The organism is Kamptonema sp. PCC 6506, assembly GCF_000180455.1.
Lineage (GTDB): Bacteria > Cyanobacteriota > Cyanobacteriia > Cyanobacteriales > Microcoleaceae > Kamptonema > Kamptonema formosum.
This window is the reverse complement of record NZ_CACA01000287.1, coordinates 1-24220: the sequence shown is the minus strand read 5'-3', so window position 1 is coordinate 24220 and position 24220 is coordinate 1. Positions and strand designations below refer to the sequence as shown.

General features: G+C 41.9%; 19 protein-coding genes and 1 tRNA gene. 13 read left to right on the top strand and 7 right to left on the bottom strand.

From position 1 onward, the window contains the following. Positions 1–394: 394 nt before the first annotated feature. The 5 genes from OSCI_RS16140 to OSCI_RS16120 all read left to right on the top strand — a co-directional run bounded on the left by OSCI_RS16140 (position 395) and on the right by OSCI_RS16120 (position 6125). Positions 395–1255: a DUF1361 domain-containing protein gene (locus OSCI_RS16140; protein ID WP_007356096.1), complete on the top strand. Its 861-nt coding sequence runs from the start codon at positions 395–397 to the stop codon at positions 1253–1255. 339 nt (positions 1256–1594) lie between these two features. Continuing rightward, positions 1595–1810, top strand: a complete 216-nt coding sequence (locus OSCI_RS16135; RefSeq protein ID WP_007356095.1) for a hypothetical protein — start codon at positions 1595–1597, stop codon at positions 1808–1810. A 364-nt stretch (positions 1811–2174) separates the two neighbouring features. After that, complete coding sequence (locus OSCI_RS16130; RefSeq protein WP_007356094.1) at positions 2175–3545, top strand: MATE family efflux transporter; 1371 nt, start codon at positions 2175–2177, stop codon at positions 3543–3545. A gap of 154 nt (positions 3546–3699) precedes the next feature. Continuing rightward, the gene (locus tag OSCI_RS16125) at positions 3700–5037 is read left to right on the top strand and encodes a hypothetical protein (protein WP_007356093.1); all 1338 of its coding nucleotides are present in this window, start codon (positions 3700–3702) and stop codon (positions 5035–5037) included. Between the two features lie 68 nt (positions 5038–5105). After that, complete coding sequence (locus OSCI_RS16120; protein WP_007356092.1) at positions 5106–6125, top strand: S-layer homology domain-containing protein; 1020 nt, start codon at positions 5106–5108, stop codon at positions 6123–6125. Positions 6126–6170: 45 nt separating this feature from the next. Here OSCI_RS16120 and OSCI_RS16115 read toward each other — a convergent pair whose 3' ends face one another. The 3 genes from OSCI_RS16115 to OSCI_RS16105 all read right to left on the bottom strand — a co-directional run bounded on the left by OSCI_RS16115 (position 6171) and on the right by OSCI_RS16105 (position 8677). Further along, positions 6171–6404: a 2Fe-2S iron-sulfur cluster-binding protein gene (locus tag OSCI_RS16115; RefSeq protein WP_007356091.1), complete on the bottom strand. Its 234-nt coding sequence runs from the start codon at positions 6402–6404 to the stop codon at positions 6171–6173. Positions 6405–6539: 135 nt separating this feature from the next. Then, positions 6540–8006 (bottom strand): cobyric acid synthase CobQ, encoded by a 1467-nt coding sequence (gene cobQ / locus OSCI_RS16110; protein ID WP_007356090.1) that lies wholly within the window; start codon positions 8004–8006, stop codon positions 6540–6542. A gap of 260 nt (positions 8007–8266) precedes the next feature. Next, positions 8267–8677: an Npun_F0494 family protein gene (locus tag OSCI_RS16105; protein ID WP_007356089.1), complete on the bottom strand. Its 411-nt coding sequence runs from the start codon at positions 8675–8677 to the stop codon at positions 8267–8269. A 244-nt stretch (positions 8678–8921) separates the two neighbouring features. On the opposite strand from OSCI_RS16105, the gene OSCI_RS16100 reads away from it, so the two are divergent. After that, positions 8922–9362 (top strand): peroxiredoxin, encoded by a 441-nt coding sequence (locus OSCI_RS16100; RefSeq protein ID WP_007356088.1) that lies wholly within the window; start codon positions 8922–8924, stop codon positions 9360–9362. A 163-nt stretch (positions 9363–9525) separates the two neighbouring features. Here the strand turns inward: OSCI_RS16100 and OSCI_RS16095 are convergent, their stop codons facing one another. Continuing rightward, positions 9526–9711 (bottom strand): Uma2 family endonuclease, encoded by a 186-nt coding sequence (locus tag OSCI_RS16095; RefSeq protein WP_019487511.1) that lies wholly within the window; start codon positions 9709–9711, stop codon positions 9526–9528. Positions 9712–10005: 294 nt separating this feature from the next. Here OSCI_RS16095 and OSCI_RS16090 point away from each other — a divergent pair, with 294 nt between their 5' ends. Both OSCI_RS16090 and OSCI_RS16085 read left to right on the top strand, forming a co-directional pair. Continuing rightward, positions 10006–12648, top strand: coding sequence for a C39 family peptidase (locus OSCI_RS16090; protein WP_007356086.1), 2643 nt, complete (start codon positions 10006–10008; stop codon positions 12646–12648). A gap of 326 nt (positions 12649–12974) precedes the next feature. Beyond that, positions 12975–13430, top strand: a complete 456-nt coding sequence (locus tag OSCI_RS16085) for a GNAT family N-acetyltransferase (protein ID WP_007356085.1) — start codon at positions 12975–12977, stop codon at positions 13428–13430. A 49-nt stretch (positions 13431–13479) separates the two neighbouring features. Here OSCI_RS16085 and OSCI_RS16080 read toward each other — a convergent pair whose 3' ends face one another. Then, a complete protein-coding gene (locus OSCI_RS16080; RefSeq protein WP_007356084.1) occupies positions 13480–16848 on the bottom strand; it encodes a response regulator in 3369 nt (1122 codons plus the stop codon). A gap of 495 nt (positions 16849–17343) precedes the next feature. Between OSCI_RS16080 and OSCI_RS16075 the strand changes: the two genes are divergently transcribed. Continuing rightward, on the top strand, positions 17344–18993 hold the full coding sequence (locus tag OSCI_RS16075) for a SulP family inorganic anion transporter (protein WP_007356083.1): 1650 nt from the start codon (positions 17344–17346) through the stop codon (positions 18991–18993). 240 nt (positions 18994–19233) lie between these two features. Here the strand turns inward: OSCI_RS16075 and mazG are convergent, their stop codons facing one another. Together mazG and OSCI_RS16065 are read right to left on the bottom strand one after the other, a co-directional pair. Then, positions 19234–20079 carry a nucleoside triphosphate pyrophosphohydrolase gene (gene mazG / locus OSCI_RS16070; RefSeq protein ID WP_007356082.1) on the bottom strand — a complete coding sequence of 282 codons (846 nt, stop codon included), beginning with the start codon at positions 20077–20079 and terminating at the stop codon, positions 19234–19236. 9 nt (positions 20080–20088) lie between these two features. Then, positions 20089–20679 carry a metal-binding protein gene (locus tag OSCI_RS16065; RefSeq protein WP_007356081.1) on the bottom strand — a complete coding sequence of 197 codons (591 nt, stop codon included), beginning with the start codon at positions 20677–20679 and terminating at the stop codon, positions 20089–20091. A gap of 109 nt (positions 20680–20788) precedes the next feature. Here OSCI_RS16065 and OSCI_RS16060 point away from each other — a divergent pair. The 4 genes from OSCI_RS16060 to OSCI_RS27920 form a co-directional block, all read left to right on the top strand. Beyond that, positions 20789–20860 (top strand) — tRNA-Val (locus tag OSCI_RS16060). A 437-nt stretch (positions 20861–21297) separates the two neighbouring features. Next, positions 21298–21846 carry a COP23 domain-containing protein gene (locus OSCI_RS16055; protein WP_007356079.1) on the top strand — a complete coding sequence of 183 codons (549 nt, stop codon included), beginning with the start codon at positions 21298–21300 and terminating at the stop codon, positions 21844–21846. 30 nt (positions 21847–21876) lie between these two features. Next, positions 21877–22647, top strand: coding sequence for a S1 family peptidase (locus OSCI_RS16050; protein WP_007356078.1), 771 nt, complete (start codon positions 21877–21879; stop codon positions 22645–22647). A gap of 52 nt (positions 22648–22699) precedes the next feature. After that, a partial coding sequence (locus OSCI_RS27920) for a trypsin-like peptidase domain-containing protein (RefSeq protein ID WP_157135575.1) occupies positions 22700–24220 on the top strand: 1521 nt, incomplete at its 3' end.

The window sequence follows — 24220 nt, the reverse complement described above, 5'->3', positions numbered from 1 at the left end:
ATTAAAAATTAAAAATTAAAAATTAGCAGATTGACTGCCGCTAAATCAAGCTGAGAAAAACAGGATTTACGCACCCAACCTCATAAACCGGGTTTCGGCTTCGCTCAACCAGCAGTTTTTTTACGAAAATACTTCGTTCTACCTGCCTCCTACATAAGAGCCTTCTACCTCCTGCCTTCTGCGTGACCCACATATTCTCTCAAAAACCCGGTTTCTGGAGCCCTGAGCGTAAGTCCTAAAAAAGCTGAAACTCTATCAGTGCTTAAGTTGGAACGCTGTTGACCCAATCTTAACCCTATTTTATCCAATCTAAAATCGAAATAACCCTTTAGCGATATGATGCTGCATCAATCTGTAACTATCCCACAAGAGTAGATCGTTCCGTGAAAAAGCTATGAAATATGAACTGATTGCTTTGATCGCTGAGTCCTGGCGGGCAATGGCACACAATGGACGCTGGATGTCTTGGAATTTGTTTCTAGCATTAGTACCCTTAGCCGTGAGTTTTTTACTATTTTACCGACCGCGATCGCGCTTTCTGCTGTGGGGTACAGCATTCCTCTTAGGGGCAACTTTCTTGCCCAATACCCGCCATGTTGTGGCCTATGGAGTTCACCTGATCCGAGATCTCGGCAAAACTTACGTACTTGGCGCGATCGTCATCACGGTGCTACTGATGGCTCTGGATATCTGGGTCTTACGACAGCGCGGAGCTCGCTCTCTCCGCTGGTGGGGTGGTTTTCTCGCCTTCATCGCCTTCCTACCAAATGCACCCTACGTTTTAACAGATATCATTCACCTGATCGACCAAATTCGCTGGGGGTACTCAGTTTGGGTTATTACCCTTGCCTTAATTCCCCAATATCTACTATTTATGGTCGTAGGTTTTGAAGCCTATGTCTTATCTGTGATTAACTTAGGTTATTACTTGAAGCAACAGGGTTTGGGTCAATTCATCTTAGTCGCCGAGTTAATCGTACACGGTCTTTGTGCTATTGGCATTTATCTAGGACGATTTATACGTTTCAACAGTTGGGACATCATCACTAACCCCGACGAGCTTGTTAACACCGTCATGAACGATCTCATCGGCAAGCGTCCTGTTTTGGTGATGGTTGTAACCTTTCTAGTGATTACCTGCTTATATTGGCTGATGAAGCAAGTTAGTTTGGGGATTAGCCAGCAACACTTAAAAAGTAAACCGCAGGAGGATTTGGCAAACGGGAATGCAACTTCTTCCGGGCCAATTTCCTAGTCAGATGGGGAAGATAGGATGGGGGAGATAGGGATTAGGGAAAGAGGAAGAGAGGGGAGATGGGGAAGATGGGGAAGATGGGGAAGATAGAGGAAGATAGGGGAGATGGGTAATTAGCCATTAGCCATTAGCCTGTCTTCCATTAGCAATTAGCCATTAGCCATTACCAATTATTGATTGTGACTCGACTCACAAGCTCTGAGGGTATCTTCTCACAGGTTTAAAGCGGTTGCGATCGCGCATTTTTACCCAAAACATCACGCTTTCTCCACCCTAAGAATCACGTTGTACTTCTGGGAAACAGGAGATTATAAAAGAGTAGAGTTCAGGAAAAAACCCATGCCTCCAGTCCAACTTCTCCCCGGTGCCATCGCTGAAATGCTTGCTTGTGTAAGCGATACAGGCGTTCTCACTTTAGCCGATCGCTACGGTTTAATGGCAGCAGCTTTTGACGAGTCCCTAAATGATGATGACAGAAGTGCTGCTAACCGCTTACTGCGATCGGTAATCAAAGGTCGTGTGAAAATGGTTAACGAACTCTCCGCAGCAGCCTAAGCGATTAAGTAGAAAACAGCAGACACAAGAGAAAAGAATCGATCTCCTCATTTTGAGAAGCAACCTTGTAAGTAGAAGGAAGAAGGAAGAAGGAAGAAGGAAGAAGGAAGAAGGAAGAGGGATTTAGTTATCTAGGAGAGAAGGAAGAATGTTTATACAGTCAGCTTTTTAGCCATCCTTATCTTATGTTTAATTAGGTGGATTTGCTTAAGTGCGCGATCGCATCTTTCCCGCCTCAAATATTTTTTGATTAAAATCCGTAAAATTCATCTTACAAGTTCATCCGGTTGGGTGATGTGTAAATCTAATTAATTATTTAATCTAAACTCTATATTATTTCCTCTTCGTCTTGTCATTATTTTAAATGAATCGCTCCCTACTAAAATCCGATATTTTATCAGAAGTCAAAGCCTGTCTACACTTAGCAATTCCCTTAGCCGCCGCCCAACTCGCCCAAGCAGCCACCAATTTTTTTGATACCCTGATGATGGGTTGGCTGGGAACTCAAACCCTAGCCGCTGGAGCCTTGGGTGCAATTTCTTTTTCTACTTTTTTGTTAATTACTACAGGCATAATTTCAGTTGTGGGAGCACTCGCAGCCGTAGCTTTTGGTAGCGGAAAAATTGACCGAGTAAGTCGTCTTGCTTGTCAAGGAATTTGGCTATCAACAGCCCTTTCTATACCAGTAATGATCTTACTTTGGTACTCTGGCCCTATCCTGATGCTTATGGGTCAAGAACCGAGCAATGTTATTTTAGCAGAAACATATCTCCGAGCTATTATTTGGGGATTTCCGGCAGCGATGGGATTTGCAGTATTGAAAAATGTTGTTTCCGCACTGAATCAACCCAATTCTGTGATGCTTATTACAGTCAGCGGCGTATTGCTAAATGTAGTGGGCAATTATATACTGATGTTTGGTAAATTGGGTTTTCCTGCTCTCGGATTAGCGGGAATTGGTTGGGCTAGTACGATTTCTTTTTGGGTGACATTCGCAGCAGCGATTAGTTTTATTTTCATAAATCCGAAGTTAAGAAGTTACCAAATTTTTCGTTCCTTGTTTAAGTTCGATCTCAAATTATTTCGGGAACTTGTTCGCACGGGATGGCCAATTGGTATACTATTTACAGTAGAAACTGGATTGTTTGCAATCACCACTTTATTGATGGGATATTTGGGAACGGTTACTTTAGCTGCTCATCAAATTGCTTTACAGACAGCAGCAATTACCTTTATGGTTCCCGTAGGTATTTCCTATGCAACGACGATTAGAGTTGGGCAAATGGTAGGGCGCAACGATGCTGAGGGTGCTAGACTTTCGGGATATGTAGGTATTGGCATCGGGGTTTGTTTTATGACTTGCACGGCGCTACTTTTCTGGACTATTCCCGATAAAATTGTTGCCATGTATATTGATACCAATAATCCTGAAAACTTGAGTGTAGTTAAAACTGCCATTTCTTTATTAGGAGTTGCAGCAATGTTTCAAATTTTTGATGGAATGCAAGTAATTGCTGCTGGTGCTTTACGGGGTTTGAAAGATACAAAAGTGCCGATGTTGATCGGCTTTTTTTCCTACTGGTGCGTAGGATTATTCAGCGGTTATCTACTCGGAATCCAACTGAATTGGGGCGGTGTGGGTTTGTGGTTAGGTTTAGTATTGGGACTAGCTGTTACTTCTGTCACTTTAACTTGGCGTTTCACTGTTGTTTCTGGGGAATTAAGGAGAAGTTAATTGTTAATGATTAATGGTTTACTTCTTTTCGCTTGAGATTAAGCTAAAGATTTGCCATGTAAAGATTTTTATCTCGCACCAGAGGAACTAAATAATTTGATAAGAGCAGCAGTCCGATCTGGTGTATGATAGAGCCACATCATCGGTAATATGTATGGGTCGTCTTACCAATCGTGCTTTTGATATCCTACGGGCAGAAGTTGATCGATGTGCCGCCGCTGAAAGTTTCGGGGGTCAAGTGCAGCAGCAGATTGTGATGAAGCGGTTAGAGAAACTGCGATCGCAATCAGGCAACTTTGCTTCGGCGGAAGAATTACGCGAGACAGTGAAAGATATATTTCCTAATTTTAGCAAGAAGGCGATCGATGCAGCAGCCAAAGCCAATCGTCCAGCGGGGATATTAACTAAAATAGCTTGGGTCGGTACTTTTGTAATTGGGGCGGCAGGTTTTATTTCCGTACTCAATCTGCCTTTTCCGATGATTAGATGGCCAGTAGCGAAAACAGCACCGATATTATTGTTACCTAGCTACATTAGCATGGATTACAACTATCGGCAAGCGATCGCGAAAGTCGAACAAGCAGATCAACTTGTTAATAAAGCTACCGCTAGTGCAGATTTCGATTTAGGGGAAATTAAAGCTAAAGAAGCACAAAAGCATCTCGACGCTTTACCAGTTTGGTTTTTAGGATATTATCCTAGAGCCTACTGTACTTTTTTTGGTTGTACTTGGCGATTTACCTTCGATGAATTTGAAGCCGCACGCAAAAATATAGGGCGCATGGAAGCCCAAATTTTCCAGCAGAAAAATGCCCTAACTCAGCTAACTAAAACAGAACAAGAACTTAATACAGCCAAACAACAATATCAGCAAGCAAAAACGGCCCCAGATCGGCAAAAAGCTAGTGCAGCTTGGCAAAGTGCCATCGATCAGTTGGATGAAATTCCTAACGAAACTTTGGCGGGAGAAATGGCCGGGAAAAAACTGCAAGCTGCTAAAAGAGACTTTCAAGAAGTTGGTGGTGTCGCTACTGGAAGTCAACTTACTGATAATTTAATTGAAGCAGCAAAAGAATTTGGGATGTCAGCCGCAGTTGCTTCTCAAAATCCTCCGCATTCTGCCGAAAAATGGGAACAAATAGCAGATTTATGGCAAGAATCTATCCAGCGACTTGAGCAAGTGAGTTCCGATAATCCCGGTTATCTTGATGCTCAAAATAAATTAGCTCAATATAAAACAAATTTGGGGACTGCACAGTTAAGGCTGAAAATTGAGGAACAATCGGCAGAGGCTTTAAATGAGGCAAAATCAGCGATTGCAGATTGGCAAAATTTAGCTCTTTCTGAGAGTCCAGATCGCGGTAACTTAGTTGGTAAACTGCGCGAAATAATTAACAAGTTGGAAAATATAAAACCTGGGACAACTACATATTTAGAAGCTCAAAAACTGCTACAATTTGCTAAGAAAAAGCAGCAGGAGTTGCAGAGGTAAAAGACGACTTATTTCTCTGGAAATTTATATTTTTTGGGCGAACTACACAGGACACAAAGGCACAGAGTATGTTTTCAGATATTCAAAATCATTGGGCGAAAGAATGTATACTCCAATTGGCGGAACGATCGCTCGTTAAAGGCTATAGTGACGGTACTTTTCGCCCAGCAGCGCCCCTCACCCGTGCCGAATTTGCCTCCTTGATGGTTGGTGCTTTTGGCAATTCTCCAGAAGTGCAGAAAGCAGTGACATTTAAGGATGTTCCTAAGAATCACTGGGCGTGGAAATTCATTCAAACAGTTTCTAAAAAGAGATTTTTTAGTGGTTATCCCGATGGAACTTTTCGGCCAGAACAGCCTATTTTGCGCGTGGAAGCTATTACAGTAATTGCATCAGCGCTCAATTTACCAATTCCTAAATCGCCAGAAGTAACTTTAAAAAATGTCTTTGACGATGTGGCTGAAATTCCTAATTATGCTAAAAATGTGATGGCAGCAGCAACTCAAAGAGCGATTGTTGTCAACTATCCTAATGTCAGAATGCTCAGACCAAATCAAAACGCTACCAGAGGCGAAGTAGCTGCTTTATTGTGTCGGGTCTTAAGAATTTATGCCGTTGCACCGGAGTATATAGCTGTTAGTATTGCAGGTACTGCAACACCGCGCCCTATCTTCGATCGTACCCCGGAAATCATAGAAAGTTACTTTGGAATTCCTATATCCGGGCTAACTAATGGAAGTATAACTTATGCTTCAACAGCTATTAAGCGTTTTTGCAGTCCGAATACTAAAAATATAAATTTTTCCGTATATTTTGAAAACAGCAAAGCTCGGAGGATATCTTTTGACCCTGTTTGGGATGAGGATAACAGCAGTGAAGTAGATATTAAAAAAGTATTTGAGTATGTTTTTGGCTACCCACCTCCTATTTGGAAAGACCGTACTCAAGCGATGCAAGGTCACGAAGGTTTTCATACTTATGAATATTGTTTAGGAGATGGAGTAGCAGTATCTTGGACGGAGAATCGATTCGGAACGGTTGATATTCTCTTATCCTATGATTCCACCTGTGAGCCTCCTTACAATTAGCAATTAGCAATTAGCAATTAGCCATTAGCCATTAGCCATTAGCCACTACCAAGTCGGATCGAAATTAAGATTTACTGTCATTTGTTCGCGTCCTCTGGGAACTCCTGCGATGCAAGCACAAATGATATTACCGCCATCAACTTCTACCTCGCAAGCGTGACAGGAGCCCATTAAGCAACCTGTAGGAATGCAAACTCCCGCGCGTTCAGCTACATCCAGCAAAGCCTCTCCCGCCTCAGCTTCAATTGTTATATCATCTGGTAAGAAATGAATTTTCATTTTCTAAGCAACTTATTGACTAACAACCAACAACCAACAACCAACAACCAACAACCAACAACTAACAACCAACAACCAACAACCAACAACTAACAACCAACAACTAACAACCAACAACTAACAACTAACAACTAACTAACTCAAAACGTGCTTTAAATCCAAGTGACTTTCTATTGTATCTGCGAGAGAATCTAAAAGAGCTTCCCGCTGTTCGCGATAGTTAGGAATACCAGTAGGTAAAGCTTGTAAACCTCTTTGCTGGCGCAAATGATTTAACCAAGAACGCCGCCAAGCGCCATTATCAAAAATACCGTGTAGATAAGTACCCCAAACTGATTGAGAATTATTAATAACCCCTAAACCAGTGTCGTCAAACAAAGGTTTAGTCATATCAGCCTGTAGCAATTGAGTTCGTCCTTGATGAATTTCATAGCCTGCAACAGGTAAACCAGGTTGCGGATAATTGGAAGTTACTACTCGCTGACGTGCAATTTTCATCGGAGCCATAATGGTTTTTAATGGCAATAATCCTAGTCCATCGCATTGTCCTATTTCGCCTTCAATGCCATCTGGATCTGTAAGAACTTGTCCTAACATTTGAAAGCCTCCGCAAATTCCCATGACTGTACCCCCTGCACTCATGTAGTTTTTAATAGCTTCTGCCATACCCGTTTGTCGGAGTACGATCAAATCAGAAATTGTGGTTTTAGAACCAGGGATAATTACTGCATCTGGATATCCTAAAGAATCTTTAGGGTTAATATATTTTACTGTGACTGTAGATTCTGATTCTAATGGGTCAAAATCTGTAAAATTAGAAATTCTAGGCAGGCGAATGACAGCAATAGTAAGATCGGAATGGGAATTGGTAGAGCGGCGCTCTAGTAAAGTTAGGGAATCTTCGGCAGGGAATACTTCATCTATCCAGGGAATAACGCCAGCTACGGGAATACCTGTGCGCTCTTCTAACCAGGTAATACCGGGCTGTAAAATTGAGCGCTGACCTCGAAATTTATTAATTACAATGCCCTTAATTAAAGCTCGTTCCTCTGGTTCTAGTAACTCTAAGGTGCCGACGACGTGAGCAAAAGCTCCGCCTCTGTCAATATCAACTACTAGCAGGGTTTTAGCCTTGAGATATTTCGCTACCCGCATATTAGTTAAGTCGCGATGTTTAAGATTAATTTCCGCAGGTGAACCAGCTCCTTCACAAATTACTAAGTCAAATTCGTGTGATAAAAATTCGAGGGATTCTTGGATTGCTTGCCAACCGATATCAAAAAATTGTTCGTAGTATTGGGCCGCTTTGACATTGGCTACGGCGCGGCCTTTGATAATAACTTGGGAAGTCATATCCCCTTGCGGTTTTAATAAAATTGGGTTCATTTCTACCCAAGGGGCAATGCCAGCCGCCCAAGCTTGTACCGCTTGAGCATAGCCAATTTCACCGCCATTAGCTGTAACATACGAATTCAAGGCCATATTTTGACCTTTAAAGGGAGCAACGCGCCAACCACGACGAGATAGAAGCCGACATAAGGCGGCGACGAGTAGAGATTTTCCTGCGTGGGAGGTAGTACCCACAACCATAATTGCTTTCATAAATAGTTAACCTAGCTATTAGTTATTAAGTTGGAAATTTTCGGCAAAGGAATTTAAAGATTTGACTATCTCAATTATAAGCGTTAGGGAGTTAAAAATTAAGAATTAACAACTCGGAATTGACGCACTATCGACTGAGAACAATGGGTGGCGATTAGTGTACTTCGCTTGTAATGACAGACAGGACTTACGCATTCATTTATGCAATTGTACCATTGCAGAGATGAATGCGTCAAAAGCGGTCGATCCCTATACTTAAACTAAAAGGGTAGTCGCAGCCAACGGCTTAAGGTATTGTAAATGCGATCGCGCCAAGAAGGGGGCGGTAAAATGTCTCCTTGCTGTTGGAATTTCTCGATCAGTTGGCGGCCTAATGGGGTGAGACGGAAACTATCGGTGATTCCCTGTCCATCTACTTCTCGCCGCAGTACGCCGACTTGGATTAGCCAAAGTAGGGAGTTTTCGGCGGTTAATTCTGATAGGGGCGATCGCGTATAGCCGCTTTCAACACCGGGATGTGATGCGATCGCGCCAAGAAAAACGCTGGTTTGGCGCATTGTCTTGAATAATTGTAATTGAAAAGGAGCACAGCGGATCGCGCGATCGGCTCTTTCTACGGTGCGGCTGGGGTAATTAATAGATTTAAGTTCTGAGGAGGGGAGAAAAGTCATTGATTTGCCTGTCAATTAGGTATTATATTCTTTATTGTTACCGATTTCAAAATCAAAATGGAAACGCTGTACGCTCCTCAAAGAATTAACCTCGTATAGGATTAATCTAGAAAATGTATTATTCTATATTATGACACATTAGACAAGTTCGGCTGTAAAAATAATTCTCAGATCGCCACTCTCTAGTTCACAGAATCCCAAAATCAATTAAACTATCCTTATAAACCACAAGAAAAACAAAACTATGACCTTACCAGTTGGGTGTGCTGCTCCTCCTTTTACCGCCAAAGACACAAACGGTAACACCGTTTCCCTATCCGACTTTGCCGGTAAAACCGTAGTCTTATATTTCTACCCCAAAGACGATACTCCTGGCTGCACGAGAGAAGCCCAAAGTTTCAAAGCCGCCCACACCCAATATCAAACTAAAGATATGGTAGTGCTAGGTGTTAGCCGCGATAACGAAAGTTCTCACAAACTCTTCACAGAGAAATACGGTTTACCTTTTACGCTATTAGCCGATGTTGATGGGGCAATTACTAAAGCTTACGATGTCGAAAAAGGTGATTATTCTAAGCGTGTCACCTTTGTCATCGATAGCACCGGCAAAATCACTCAAGTTTATGAAGGTGAAACGCTCAAAGTAGATACTCATGCTCAAGATATCTTAGCTGCAATTAGCTAATTTTTAGTGATTTTCCAACCGTAACGCCACCCTGCTTATTTTACCGCCCAGAGGTGGCGCTACAATAACAATAAAAATATCAACTCCAAACCTCAGTTAAATCCAAAATAAACCCAGGTAAGACATCCTCACCTGACAAAATAGAAGGATTATCCAGCACTATCTAGATTTCTTTCCCTGTCTCGCTTCCCGTCGGTGGCATCACTATTAATTCTCCGGTAGCAGTTCGTTTTAATTGTAAATCTTGATTTGCTTGCGCTAACTCAAAAAATTGCTCGTGAGTAACTGTAAGTGTTAGTGTTGTTGGGATATTGACTGCAATGGCTTGCATAATGTTTACTGGTGTCATACTTCTGTCCTAAAATTGACCCAATGCTTTCAGCTCCATCCAAATTGTACAAAATTTCAATCTAAAGCTACTCAGCAGACGTAAAGTTAGTATGGGCAGTTTTGTTAAAGCTTGTACAATAGGTGCCGCCCTTGTATGCTAAGGCAGAAGGCAACTATGCTGAAGGCAAAAGGAAAATGCAATAAAATCAATGATTTTAGCAATTAAAAACATCCTCATCACCTTAGCAGTTGCTATATTTGCAAGCTAAACAATAAAAAACCCGAAAATTATACCCTACGCTAATTGACAAATATGAGCAGTGTAAGTTATTTAGGCCCCAAAGAAATTGCAGTCAATCAGGGAAGCGTCCTTGTTGGCACTTTTGACCCTAGTTTAGTATCAGCCATTTCTCTAGTAGCCGAAGATAAATATCCGCTTCCCATTACGATCAACGGAACGTTAGGCATCTGGTATTCTAGTTTAGAAAAAGGACTCAATCAAATAGGGATTCGCAGCCTCCGCCTCAAAGGAACTAACAAAGCTGGTCAAGTTATTAGCGAACAGGTAATTAAAATTTTAGTTGCCAATGCTACATCAAATGAGCCAATTATCAACGCGATTCCTCTGAGAGAAACCTTCTTTAAAATCAAGCCAGCAGACAGTATTAGCTTGACTCAGCAACAAAAAGCTCCAGTTCTAGCAGGTCAAACTTATCAAGTAAAAAGTTATGAGTTTACTAATGGTCATCTAAAAGTAGAACTGAACAATCCAATTTCTCCTGTAGGGAAAATTGGCTACTTCTACGAACTGCACCTAGTCCTGACTAAAGGTTCGCAAATTCTCACCTTTAACCAATCTAGCTTGCCAACCCCTCCTCCAGGAACGCAGTTATTGTGGATAACTAAAGCTACAAAAATCAAACTTTATCCCGAAGATTCTTCCAGTCTAGGGCAAAGTCAACAAGTAGAAATCGGTCAAGGTGAAACTTACACAATTCTTGGCTACGCCTGTATTGAAGATCATTTTCGAGTCACCTTATCTCAAGCTATACCAGGTTTTGGCAATTCTGGATACCTCTACTGGCCGCACGTTCAAATTTTACAAGAAGGCAAATCAGTAGTCTTCAATCAAAATGCAACAACCTTAACAGTTCTCAACACCACTCCTTTCAAAAAGCAACCTATAGATTCTTCTAAACTCAAACCAGAAGACAAAACTACTCTGCCAGCGGGCATGATTTATGGAGTTTCTAGCTACAGCCTTGGAGACGGACATATCAAGGTTTCCCTGACAGAAAATCTGCCGAATTTTGGCAACACTGGTTATGTCTATGGTGACTTTGTGCAGCTAAGTCGTGGAGGGACAATCTTCAATCCTGCTCCTAATTTAACTTATACTGGGCCAAGAGAAGTTTTGGTCAACCAGCAAACTCAATTAACGGGTACTTTTGATCGCCGGGAATCAGTTAGGGTGACTGTGGTAGCAGAGGATAAATATCCCCTCAATGTCGCGATCAATAGCAATGCTGGCACTTGGCAAGTCTATTTACCCAAAGGATTTAGTACCCCTGGTTCTCGCTGGCTAAGAGTGAAAGCTACTAACAGTAAAGGTAACATTACTGGCAGTCAGATCGTTTACATTACCGTCACTTCCGATCCCTTAACTGTAGGGCAATCTTTAAAACTGCAAATCCTCAAAGATACATTATTTAAAGTAGCGCCGATTGATTCTTCTTTGCTCGATAGACAGCAAAAAATTCTTGTCAAAGCTGGTCAGACTTTTACTGTTAGTAAATATGGATTAGTTGACGGCCACCTGAAGGTATTGCTCGATTCTACAATCGCACCTATTGGAAATTTTGGCTACTTTTACGAGCCAGCCGTTCAGCTTAGTAAAGGCTCAAAAACCTTGAAGTTCGACATTGCCGATATCCCCGACACCCACCTGACTGCTCAGATGTTGGTAACGCGAACAACTCAGATTAAAGCTAGTACTCAAGATTCATCCAATCTAGCAGCTAATCAAAGTGCTGAATTAATTTTAGGTAGCACTTATCCCATTACTGGTTATGCCTGTGTTTCCGGTCACTTTCGCGTCACTTTAGCTGAATCAATTCCGGGTTTTGGGAATGTTGGATATATCTATTGGCAACACATTCAAATTAAGCGAGATGGAAAGGTTATAACTTTTGATATCGACGCAATCACGATGACAATGATGCAAACTACTGTGTTCAAAAAAAGACCAGTAGATGCTGTAAATTTAAGTAATTCAGAGAAAGTAACGCTGCCTTTAGGTCGAGTTTACGGAGTAGAAAGTTACGGGATCGATGGCAATCATTTAAAAGTTTCCCTCACCGAAGAATTGCCGAACTTTGGGAATACAGGTTATATATTTCCCAGTTATGTTGTGTTTAAGCGGGGAGATAAAACTTTCAATCCGATTCCAAATTATGTGGAATTGAATGTAGCTTATTTTTCGCAGCGCGATAATCCCCGTTTTTACTGGTCTACTTGCAATGTCACATCGATCGCAATGGTGCTTTATTATTATGGGGCGCGGTCTAAGGGGGGCGGCGATTTCGTAGATGAGTTGTTGCAGTGGTGTTTCAACTACGCGGGACAAGGTTCTCAGACAGATCATAGCGTACTATCGGCAATGATCCGGGCCTACGGATTCAAGACAAGTTTTAGCACGACTCGCGGTTGGTCGGAGCTTAAGTCAGAATTAATTAATCGGCGGCCAGTGGTATTAGCGGGTAGTTTTACCGCTACGGGACATATTTTGACCGTCATCGGCTACACTTCGACTGGTTATATCGTCCAAGACCCTTGGGGTAATGCTCTAACGGGTTACAGCAATACCGAGGGCCGAAAATTGCTCTATCCCTACAGCTATCTGGATCAAGTGGCTGGGCCTGATGGTAATATCTGGGCGCATTTTATTAGTCCGTAAAGTTTTATTACAAAAATCGGCATTTCGCGTAAAACCGAGGAGGTTCTGGAGATATAGATATAGTGAAGGTCAAATCCTGAAGGCCTCCAATAAGTAGATGTTGACAGTACAAACCTGCCTGAAAAGGCGGGTTTTTTATTGTTTAGACTGAGCTGATAATTTTTCTAAACCTTCCTTCACTTCGAGTCCTATACAAGCTACATTTAATAGGTTTTTGTGAGAATTGATATTCTTTAGTATGGTCTACATTCTAATATCTGTAGTGTGCTAAACTGGTACAGCATATAACAAAATGCTGAGCGCTTATCGAATTTAGAGGCTGGATTGTGACCATTAACTACCGAGTTGCAGAAATTACTGATATTACTATCCTTTTAGAACTTGTTAAAGAATTTCATGAAAAAGAAAAATTAGCATTCGATGAAAAACTAGATGGCAATGCCTTAGCAATTTTTTTGGCTAATGCCTCTTGGGGACAAGTGTGGCTAATTCAGCAAGAAGATGAGGCGATTGGCTATATGATTTTGACGCTAGGTTACAGTTTGGAATACCGAGGAAGGGATGCCTTTATTGACGAGTTGTACCTTCGCCCCAATCATCGCGGACAAGGTATTGGAACTCAGATGTTAGCATTTGTAGAGGAAACGTGCCGAGTTTTGGGAGTCCAAGCACTTCATCTAGAAGTAGACTTTGAAAATCCCGATGCACAGCGTCTTTATCACAGAGTCGGTTATCAACGTCATCACCGTTTTCTGATGACTAAAATTTTGCCAGTCCCTTGATTATAATTCGTTATAGAGTAGTTTAGAATTGACTTTTGATTTTCGAGCCTTACTTAAAATCCAAATCTGTTACACCATCCCATCCTTCAGGAACTCCATATTGTTGATATTTTTGACAGCGTTTTACATAAAGCATAGCTGCTTTATCTTGAGGATTAATTTGTAAAACCTCTTGAAATATTCCCTGCGCTTCTTCAAACTGCTGCTGATAGTAAAGAAATACTGCTACTTCAAAACGTGCCTGAGTTTGTGTTTTTAATTGTTTAATATTTGCCGGATCTCCATCATAAACTTCAAACACTGCCACCGCCGATTTTTTGCCTTTGACCATTACCCGATCCAAAAATCGAAAGCATTGTTCTTGAGAATAGTCAAGACAACAAAGAGTGTTATGGCTGATTAAAATTCCCGCTCCATAGAGCTTAGTTAAACCTTCCAAACGAGAAGCCAAATTTACAGCATCAGCAATTACTGTCGTTTCCATACGTTCCGACTCGCCAATGGTTCCCAGCATTAAATTACCTGTATGTAAACCAATACCTATAGCAATAGGAAGCGCATTCTCTTGTTGCCTTTGTTTATTATAAATTGCTACTTGTTTTTGCATCGCGATCGCAGCTTGCACTGCATCATTAGCTGACTCAGGAAATAAAGCCATAATCGCATCGCCAATATATTTATCAATAAAGCCCTTATGCTGGCGAATAACTGGACTGACTTGACTGAGATAGGAGTTAATAAAATTAAATGTTTCTTGAGGTGTCATCGATTCTGACAAGGTAGTAAATGAGCGGATATCAGAAAACATTACTGTCATTTCTTGCTGGACTTGATCCCCAATTTGGACATCAATAATGCTTTCTTTCTCTAAAAACTTTAGAAAATTACGCGGCACAAATCGACTATAAGCTAAAGTTAGTTTGGCAAGAGAGATATGGGTTTTAATCCTAGCCAGCATTTCTTGTTTTTGAATCGGTTTAGAAAGATAATCATTGGCTCCTGATTCAAATCCCTCTACGATATCTGCCACTTGATTTTTAGCCGTGAGCATGACAATGGGTAATTCATAAGTCGGAAAGCGAGCACGGATTTTTTGACACACCTCATAACCCGTCATTTGCGGCATCATCAAATCGAGTAAAATCAAGTCGGGGATAAAACCATTTTCCATTGCTGTTAAAGCTTCTTGCCCGTTACTAGCTTCGGTAATAGCGTAATTATAAAGCGATAGATTATTGATTAGTACCTGACGATTAATCGGTTCATCATCTACAATCAAAACTTTAAACTGTTTCTCATTATTGATTTTTGGATCTAAGTTTTTACTGGTTATTGATGTCAGCAACTCTAAATCGGGATTGTATTTGCTAGCATTTATTTGGGGTGTAGATTCAGCTTTAACAGTAGATGCTGGTAGAGTAAAGGTAAATTGGGAACCCACTCCAAGTTGAGATTTAACATTGATTTTACCTCCATGCAATTCTACCAGTTGTTTAGTCACAGCTAACCCTAGTCCTGTACCACCATATTCTCTAGCCGTAGAGCCTTCTGCTTGTTCAAAGGATTCAAATATTCTGTCAAATTTATCGGCAGGAATACCAATTCCTGTATCAGATACAGTAATAGCTAATTGGTAATTAGCAGTGGATAATTGGGAATCGGTAATTGGTAATTGTTCAGAGCCTATTACCACTTCTGCTGACACCGTAACAGTACCAATAGGGGTAAATTTAATAGCATTGCCTACCAGGTTATGCAGTATTTGTTGCAGTCGATCTTCGTCGGCTGCTGCGGGGGGGAAATCAGCAGCAATAGCATTGATTAATTGTAAATCTTTTTGAGCAGCTAGGGGCTGGCTAAGGGTCAAAACTACATTGGTAACTGCCCGCAAATCTAAAGGTTTGAGCCGTAGTTCTAAGTTATTATGTCTGAGTTTTGAGAAATCGAGAATATCGTTAACTAGGTTAGCTAGACGGCGACCACTAGAGGCAATTAAAGTGAGGTTAGCTTGTGTACTTTGGGGAAGTTCTCCAGTAGCACCATCAATTAGAGATTCAGCAATACCAATGATACCATTAAGAGGTGTACGAAGTTCATGAGAGGTGTTAGCAAGAAATTCATTTTTGAGCTTGTCGAGGTCTTTTAAGTCTTCGTTTTGTTTCTCTAAGGCAGCAAAGGATTCTTTAAGTTGCCTTGCCATGCTATTAAATGAATTTGCTAGTTTTTCGATTTCGATAATATTGGTAGGTTCAATGTTCTGTTCTAACTTACCTGCGGCAATTTCTGCGGATGCTTGAGAAACTTTTAGAATCGGGCGCGTAATCCATCGAGCCGTAAGAATACCGACAATAATTGCCACTATCAAAGTAGCAATACATAGCAGGAGACTGGTACGAGTATTAGCATCAATCTCTGCGGTGAAGTCTGATTCTGGTACAACCACGATAACTAGCCAATTTAAAACGCCTAATTCATCTTGAAAGGGGGAAACTTGTAAAAACTGTTTCTCACCATTGAAGAGAAATTCCATCTGTTGGGGTCGATCGATTTTATTTAAATCCCCAAATTGTCTTAATAAATATTGAGTGGTTTTTTGTGTTAAAGTATCGCCGACTTTCTCAGCATTAAGTCGTTCAACTTTACCATCATTAGAGAGAATAAAAGGTTCTTTGATACTAGAACTTGCTACTAAAATACCGTTGCGTTCGATCACAAAAGTCTTCCCCGATTTACCAATAGTAAAACCGTGAAGAAAGTCGCTAATTTGTGCTAGTGAAAGATCGGTAAGAAAAATCCCTTCAAGCGCTCCTGTACTATCATAAAATGGTGATACTGCTGAAAGATCCAGCCTTTTACCTAATGCCGATGGTTCAATCGTACTCCAAGTTTGTCTGCCCACACTAACAGCAGTTTTATACCAGTCGCGAGTCCGAGCATCATAATTGGGTCTTTCTCGAATTAGATTGAGGCGTTCGCCTTGATTATTGACCGCATATCTGCGAATAGCATTACCTGTGATTTCATTGGCTACAACTGTATATTTTTCCGCTTTATTAGCTCCTACAAATTCTCCTTTTGCATTGGCAAAAGCCATCGTTCCAATATTTGTATCCAGAAATTGGCTTTGTAGCCAGAAATAACGCTCCATTTGGTCAAAATTACTAGGATCTAGTAATTGTTGGCGAATGGTGTTGATATGAATTTGCTGAATTAAATGAGGTTTTGCCAAGTAATTTCTTAGGTGAACTTGGACGCGGGCAACTACTTCACGTCGTAGCTGACTGGCAACATTGTTGACAGCTTTCTGTCCGTTGCGGAAGGAAAGATAGCCCACGAGTCCAACAGCGGCAACTATTTGCAGGACGAAGGGTACGACTAGCGCCGTGCGGAGACGGAATTTGCGGGTGGGGTGGCTCATAGGGGCGCAAGGAAGATGATACTGGAGCTTATGATGCAGTATAACTCTATTGATTTAGGGACTGCCGCAATTTATAAATTCTTTAGTCGTACTAGATAAATTATTCTGATTGTTTAGCGAGCAACAATTGGTGTAAAGTTCTTAAATATAGATGTGACATTCTATAGTCGGTTTGAATTGAATATTTAGTGCTAAGTAGCTGGACAAAAATAAAGAATGTCTTTGCGAACCTAGCGAAGCAATCTCAAAGCGCTAGTGAATAGCTTCTGTTTGCTTCGTTCTTCAGATTAGTTTGCTTCACTAGGTTCGCAACTGCGCTGCGCTTGACGTGCTGCGCTTGACTTGCAATGACATGGCTACGTTTCTTTATGTCCGACTACTTAGTAAATTAGCAATTAGCAATTAGCAATTAGCAATTCTGTACTTATTCAAGTCAAACCCGCTATCTCTCACTGCTATAAATTGTCTAGACTCACTACTTTTTAGTTGTAGAAGATGCAAATTACCAATAAGATTCATTTCCGAAATCTTCAAGGTGATATCTTTGGTGGTGTCACTGCTGCCATTGTTTCTTTACCCTTAGCTCTCGCCTTCGGGGTTGCTTCTGGTGTTGGCCCTGTGGCGGGTCTTTATGGTGCGGTTTGTGTTGGTTTCTTTGCTGCACTTTTTGGTGGGACACCTACCCTAATTTCTGAACCCACTGGCCCAATGACAGTGGTGATGACTGCGATTGTTAGTTCTCTAATTGCTGCTAGCGATCCAAAAACGGGCTTGGCAATGGCTTTTACCAGCGTAATGTTAGCGGGAATTTTCCAAATTATTTTTGGAGTTTTTCGCTTAGGTAAATATATTACGTTGATGCCCTACAGCGTAATTTCTGGCTTTATGTCAGGGATTGGGGTAATTTTAATTATCCTACAAATTGCCCCATTCTTGGGACAAGCTACCCCCAAAGGTGGCGTGTTGGGAATATTACAAAATTTCCCTCAATTGTTCGCTAATATCAATCCCATTGAGACACTTTTAGGGCTGATGACGATAGCAATTATCTTCTTAATGCCCAAACAAATCAAACGCTACGTCCCACCACAATTAGTAGCTCTAATTGTGGGGACGGTTGTCTCATTGACGGTATTTGGAGATGCAGATATTCGCCGGATTGGGGAAATTCCCGTCGGATTACCAACTTTGCAACTGCCAACTTTTACACCAACACAGACCACTACTATTTTTGTAGATGGTTTGATGTTAGGAATGTTGGGCTGTATTGATACACTGTTAACGGCAGTAATTGCTGACAGTTTGACTCGTACAGAGCACAATTCTAATAAGGAGTTAATTGGTCAAGGAATTGCCAATCTGGTTTCAGGAATCTGTGGCGGTTTACCCGGTGCAGGGGCGACAATGGGCACGGTAGTAAATATTCAGACTGGTGCAAAAACAGCCTTATCTGGGATAACTCGTGCTTTGGTGCTATTAGTTGTAGTTTTGGGTGCGGCTAGACTCACTGAACCAATTCCGATGGCAGTTTTAGCAGGAATTGCCTTAAAGGTGGGGATTGACATTTTAGATTGGAGCTTTTTGAAGCGTTCGCATAAAGTTTCAGTCAAGGGTTCCATCATTATGTATGGAGTTTTGTTACTAACCGTATTTGTTGATTTGATTGTCGCTGTTGGGGTTGGAGTATTCATTGCCAATATCTTAACAATTGATAGTCTGAGCGAGTTGCGTTCTAAAGAAGTGAAGGTGATTAGCGATACCGATGATACTATTCTCATTACCTCTGAAGAAAAGCAGTTATTGGATCTAGCCAAGGGACGGGTACTGTTATTTTACCTGAGTGGCCCGATGATTTTTGGAGTCTCGAAAGCAATTTCCCGCGAACACAATGCCATCAACAATTGCGATGTTGTGGTTATGGATATTAGTGATGTACCAATGATGGGAGTAACGGCATCTTTGGCAATAGAAAATGCCATTAAAGATACCATAGACCAAGGTCGCAAAATCTTGATCGTAGGTGCAACTAGCAAAGTGAAGCAACGCCTAGACAATTTTGGTATTACTCAGATTGTTGGTGTGGATAACTTTCTGGAAAATCGTACAGAGGCTCTTCAGAAAGCGGTTTTGCTTGCTAATATCTAGCAGCGGAAAAGGCTGATAGATAGTAATACCAAATCCGGGTTAGTCATCCCTTTATTAGTAATAATCCGTCATTGTTCGCTGTGCTCCGCAATCGCAGAGACTAGGCGATTGCGGAGCACAGCGAACAATGACAATAAAGGGGGTAGTAAGCCTGGATTTGGTATTACTATTAAATTTTTTGATTCATTTCAGGTCATAGTAAGGTAGTGAGATGAATAAGTTAGAATAGCTCTGCTACTATTATGTTTCCCCAACACCCTGCATTTTTTGCTGAGTAAGTAAAGCTTTAGCTTTTTGCCACAATTTTTCTAATTCTTCAATGCTATAATCTGAAAGTGGGCGATCGCAAGCTGCTTCGACTTGACTAAATCGCTTAACAAAGCGATGATTAGTTTCCTGCAAAGCTACTGAAGGATCTAAATCATACCACCGAGCAATATTAATTAACGCAAACATAATATCGCCTAATTCTGACTCTTGGCGAGATTTATCTTCATGTTCAATCGCATATTGAAATTCTGCGATTTCTTCCCTGAATTTATCCCAAACTCCCTCAACATTCTCCCACTCAAAACCGACAGCGGCAGCTTTTCTAGAAATTTTCATCGTTGCAGAAATTGGTGGTAAAATTCGGGCAATTCGACTGAGTTTTGATGATAAAGAAGTATTTTCTAAGGTTTCTCCTTTTTCTGTTGCTTTGATTTGTTCCCAGTTTTGGTGAACTTCATCAACGCTATTCACTTGCACATCCCCAAAAACGTGAGGATGCCTTCTAATTAATTTTTCAGTGATGCCGTTGGCGATTTCGGTGAGAGAGAATTGATTTGACTCGCTGGCAATTTGAGCTTGAAGAATGACTTGTAATAATAAATCCCCTAATTCTTCCGCAATTGCTTTGGGATCGCCGCTCCGAATTGCATCTACAACTTCATAAGCTTCTTCAATCACATAGGGAGTTAAACTTTCGGGAGTTTGTGCTAAATCCCAAGGACAACCACCATCAGGCGATCGCAATTTTGCCACAACTTCTATTAATTGTTGGATTGCTGTTAATGCAGTAGCATTGGGTGTAGTAGAATTAGACATACTGATATTTTAGAATTTAGATTTGGTAATACGACTAGGAGGCTTACGCTTGCGTTTCTTTGTTTTAGTAGAGGGAGGTAGCAACCCACTCAATCCTTGCTTTTTGAAGCGTTTGTAAGCCGAACCGCTCCAATCGCTTAAAGAATGGGACATTGCCCCTAATTCGAGTCCGATGTAAAGGGCGAAGCACTCGGTATAATTTTCGGAGAGCGATCGCAACATCAGCCTGACAAATTCATCCCAATTCCACTGTAAACCCCAAAAGAACTTAGCCACTTGGATGCCGACGATTCCTAAGACCGCGACCCAAGTAGCCAGGTACAATATTCGTAACGCAGTGCCGATCAGAGGGCCGTGAGACAGCAAAGAGCGGTGACGGAGACTTTTTTGGTATGGTAGCCACAGCCACCGCAGCCACCCCCAGCGTTGATACTGGCAGGAGTAGATATCTAAGTCGGGGCCGAACATCAGACCGCCGAATAAGAAACCACCAGAAACCAGTAGAGTTAGGTTGCCGTTCTGAGTCTGCCCAAAAGTCAGACCCGCCACAAAGGGCAAGCTCCAGAGCGTGATGCTATCGTGGGTGCGACCAGAAGGCATGGAGGATAAGGGTTTGGGGAGGGAACGGGAATTTTCTAGGGAAAATTTGCCCTTGGTGATTGCTTTTTGATTTTACAGTCTGCTATGATAAAGTTTAGTTAGTTAAATCGGGCGGTTAGCTCAACGGTAGAGCGCCTGCCTTACACGCAGGATGTTACAGGTTCAAATCCTGTACCGCCCATACATTCATAGTCTGAATTATCTAACGAGTAAAGTCGTTACTACGAACTTTTATATTTGTAGTAACGATTTTATTTTTTCCTAAATAAAGATAATTAGTAAAGTTATTACTACAAATAGTTTTAATACTACTAATTAACATAAACCTATTGCTACTACAGCTAGCTGTTAACTATTAAAAGTGTAATAAAAGTGATTTCAGAGTTTGAGCAGAAAGCGAAGTGATTTTTGATACATGGCATTTATACGTGCGGAGAAGGTTTGTGAAGTTTTGGATAAGATGTACTAAAAAATACTATTTTTATCAGCTCCAAAAAATAATTCGATAATTTGCTTGACAAACACTGAGGAATATTTTCTATATATACATAAGGTGCATTCTACTGACTGTATTTCAGAAAATATAACTCACGACTTAAAAAGGTCAAGGAGAATATCTTGATAAAACTTAAATCTTTAGGCTCAATAGTTGCAGCCGCGATCGCGATCGGCACAGCAGCACTACCACAACCCAGCCAAGCTCAAACCCAGCGCCAATTCTTCTGCGGCATGAGCCAGGGTCGTCCAGCCACTGTTGTCCGCACCGTCAGAGGCCCGATGACTATGGTGATCTGGATTAACGAAGATTTCACCGCTTCAGGTTGGACTCCAGAACGTCGTTGCAAAGAAATTTCCAGCAGATTTGAGCGGTTTAACAGCAGCGGTCAGCTAAAACACCTGAAAGCTGGAAAAGTTAGCGGTCAACCAGTCATCTGCGCTGCCAGCACTAGAAGCAGTTCTTGTTCTAACAATACAGTGCTGATTACCCTGCCAGCCGGAACTAATGCTAACACAGTGCTCGATCGCCTACTTAATACTCGCGCCGGCGCATCTGCGACCCCCATTTACCTAAGTCCAGACGACGACAAAGCGGTAAGACTCACCTACGATCAAAATGGTGATGCCTCCGTTGACGTAGATGCCATAGTCGATCAGATAAACTGGTAGTGTTTTCGATCGAATCGCAGGGAAATAGTGATGGTGAATTGGCGCACATTGCTGCTAGTTGTCTGTGTTGGCAGTCTATCAATAGCATTGCCAACACAGGTATCGCAGATTAAAGCTTTAATTGGCCAACCGCCAATTCAACTCTCCGCCCCGCAGTTAAATCAGCGGGCGCGGTCAATCACTGTGAAAGTGATTTCAGGAGAAGCGTTAGGTTCAGGGATTTTGATGTATAAACGAGATTCAGTTTATACGGTTCTGACTAACGACCACGTACTCAAAGCTGGGAATCCCCCCTATCAAATTCTGACACCAGACGGAAAAATCTACGAAGCTACAAAGATTTCTCCAGCCAAGTCTCTACAGGGAAATGATTTAGGTCTATTGCAATTTGTAGCTGCCGACACAGATTATCCAGTTGCCCAACTGGGAACAACACCCACAGCAGAAACTCATGTAGTTGCTGCCGGGTTTCCATTTTCTGCCCAAGGGTTTAAAGATGGTTTTGTAATCAAGTCAGGGCAAGTAAAGTGGGTGCTAGACAAAGCATTAGAAGGTGGGTACCAAATCGGGTACACTAATGAAGTTGAAAAAGGCATGAGCGGAGGCCCCCTGCTCAATCGCGCTGGCGAATTAGTAGGGATTAACGGCGTACACGCCCATCCAATTTGGGGCGACCCATATCTGTTTCAAGATGGCTCAGAGCCGAGCGACTCGGATCGAGAGAAAATGAGCCAATATAGTTGGGGCATTCCAGTGGCGACCTTTGAACCCTTGGTTTTCTCCGCAGCGACGGCGAATTAGCCGCGATCGCATTTTTTAGTAGAATTTCGGCAGTGCTGAGGCAGTGAAGCAGATGACTTTTCCGTACAGATTATCGGCTGTTTTGATGGGGAGCGCGATCGCTCTAGTGCAGTTTCAACAAATAGCTGCGGCCTTAAAGCCAGAAGAAATTGCTGATATCGCCAAGCAGGTGACAGTAATTATTGGCGGCGAAGACGGCAAGGGTTCTGGGGTAATTGTTGATAGGCAAGGCGATACTTATACCGTCGTGACAGCGCATCATGTGATCGCTAAGGCTGGAAGTTATGCGATCCAAACTATAGACGGTCAAAAATATGAAGTCCTCCGCAGCACTCAAATAGCCAATGTAGATTTAGCGCAATTGCAGTTTACTAGCAAGAAAAACTACCAAGTTGCCCAGAGAGGCGATCCGAACTTGCTCAAAGAGGGCATGACAATCTACTATGCTGGCTATCCCAGCAACGAGTCTGTTACTACCCGTGATTTTCGTTTTTTTCCTGCACCCATTACTCGTCGAGCGCAAAATTCTAGTGATGGTTATGATATCTCGTATAAAGGAGATCCTCTACCTGGAATGAGCGGCGGCCCAGTGTTCAACGAGGATGGCAAGCTGATCGGAATTCACGGAAAAGCTGAGAGTGTTATTGTTCGCGAAACTATAAACATAGTCGGGACTCAAGCGATACCCATTGATAAGTTGTTGACGCAGCGTCCTAATCCAGAACCGTCAACTACGCCCTCACCAACTCTAAAGCCAACACCCGCACCTACAGTTATACCTACGCCTTCACCTTCACCATCTATTGAGCCTCAAATTTCTGCTTCTCCATCACCTACTCCACAAATTGAGGTATCCAGAAATACCCCGGAATCTCCCGCCGAATCTGCACTTAGTAAAATGCTTCATGGTCAAGCAACTTACCTAAAAAGTAACCGCAATTTTACTAGCGATCCGAAATTACTAGAGCGGACATTTAAAATTCAGCCCCCTTCTGATTATGATTTTGCCATCCTCACCAATAGCGTTGCTAGAGGCATGATTCATTATGCCATTCCTCGCAGTCCGAACTTAAGAAGTTATGTAGGAGGCGTGTTTTTAGAGCAAAATGCCGATCTGAATAATCCGGTCACGGTATCAATTATCTGCCAAACAATCGAGCCAATAAGAAGTCGCCCACCATATCCAACCTACCTGGAAGGTCGCCTGAGTTGTGGTGCGGGAACTGAGCTTAGAAGTGCAAGCAATTTGCCTCAACAAAATTCTCAGTCAGCTCAACAGCAGGGAACATCATCTCTTCAATTGGGGGCTAATTTCAATTTAGTTAGCTTTTGCAGTGCTTACGATCAATCTCCGCAACAAAGTCAAGCTTTAGAGTGGCTGCAAGGTCAATTTTCCCAAGAAATACTATTAGAATTTGCTGATAAGTGGCGTAGCCGACTTGTTGACAAAGCTCAAAGACGACCGATTAATTTAACGGATGCTTGTAAGTTTTATGACAGAACTGGGAAGCATCCTCACCAAAATCAGGCTTTAGAATGGTTGCAGCAGCAAGTTAGTCAGGAACAGTTAGAT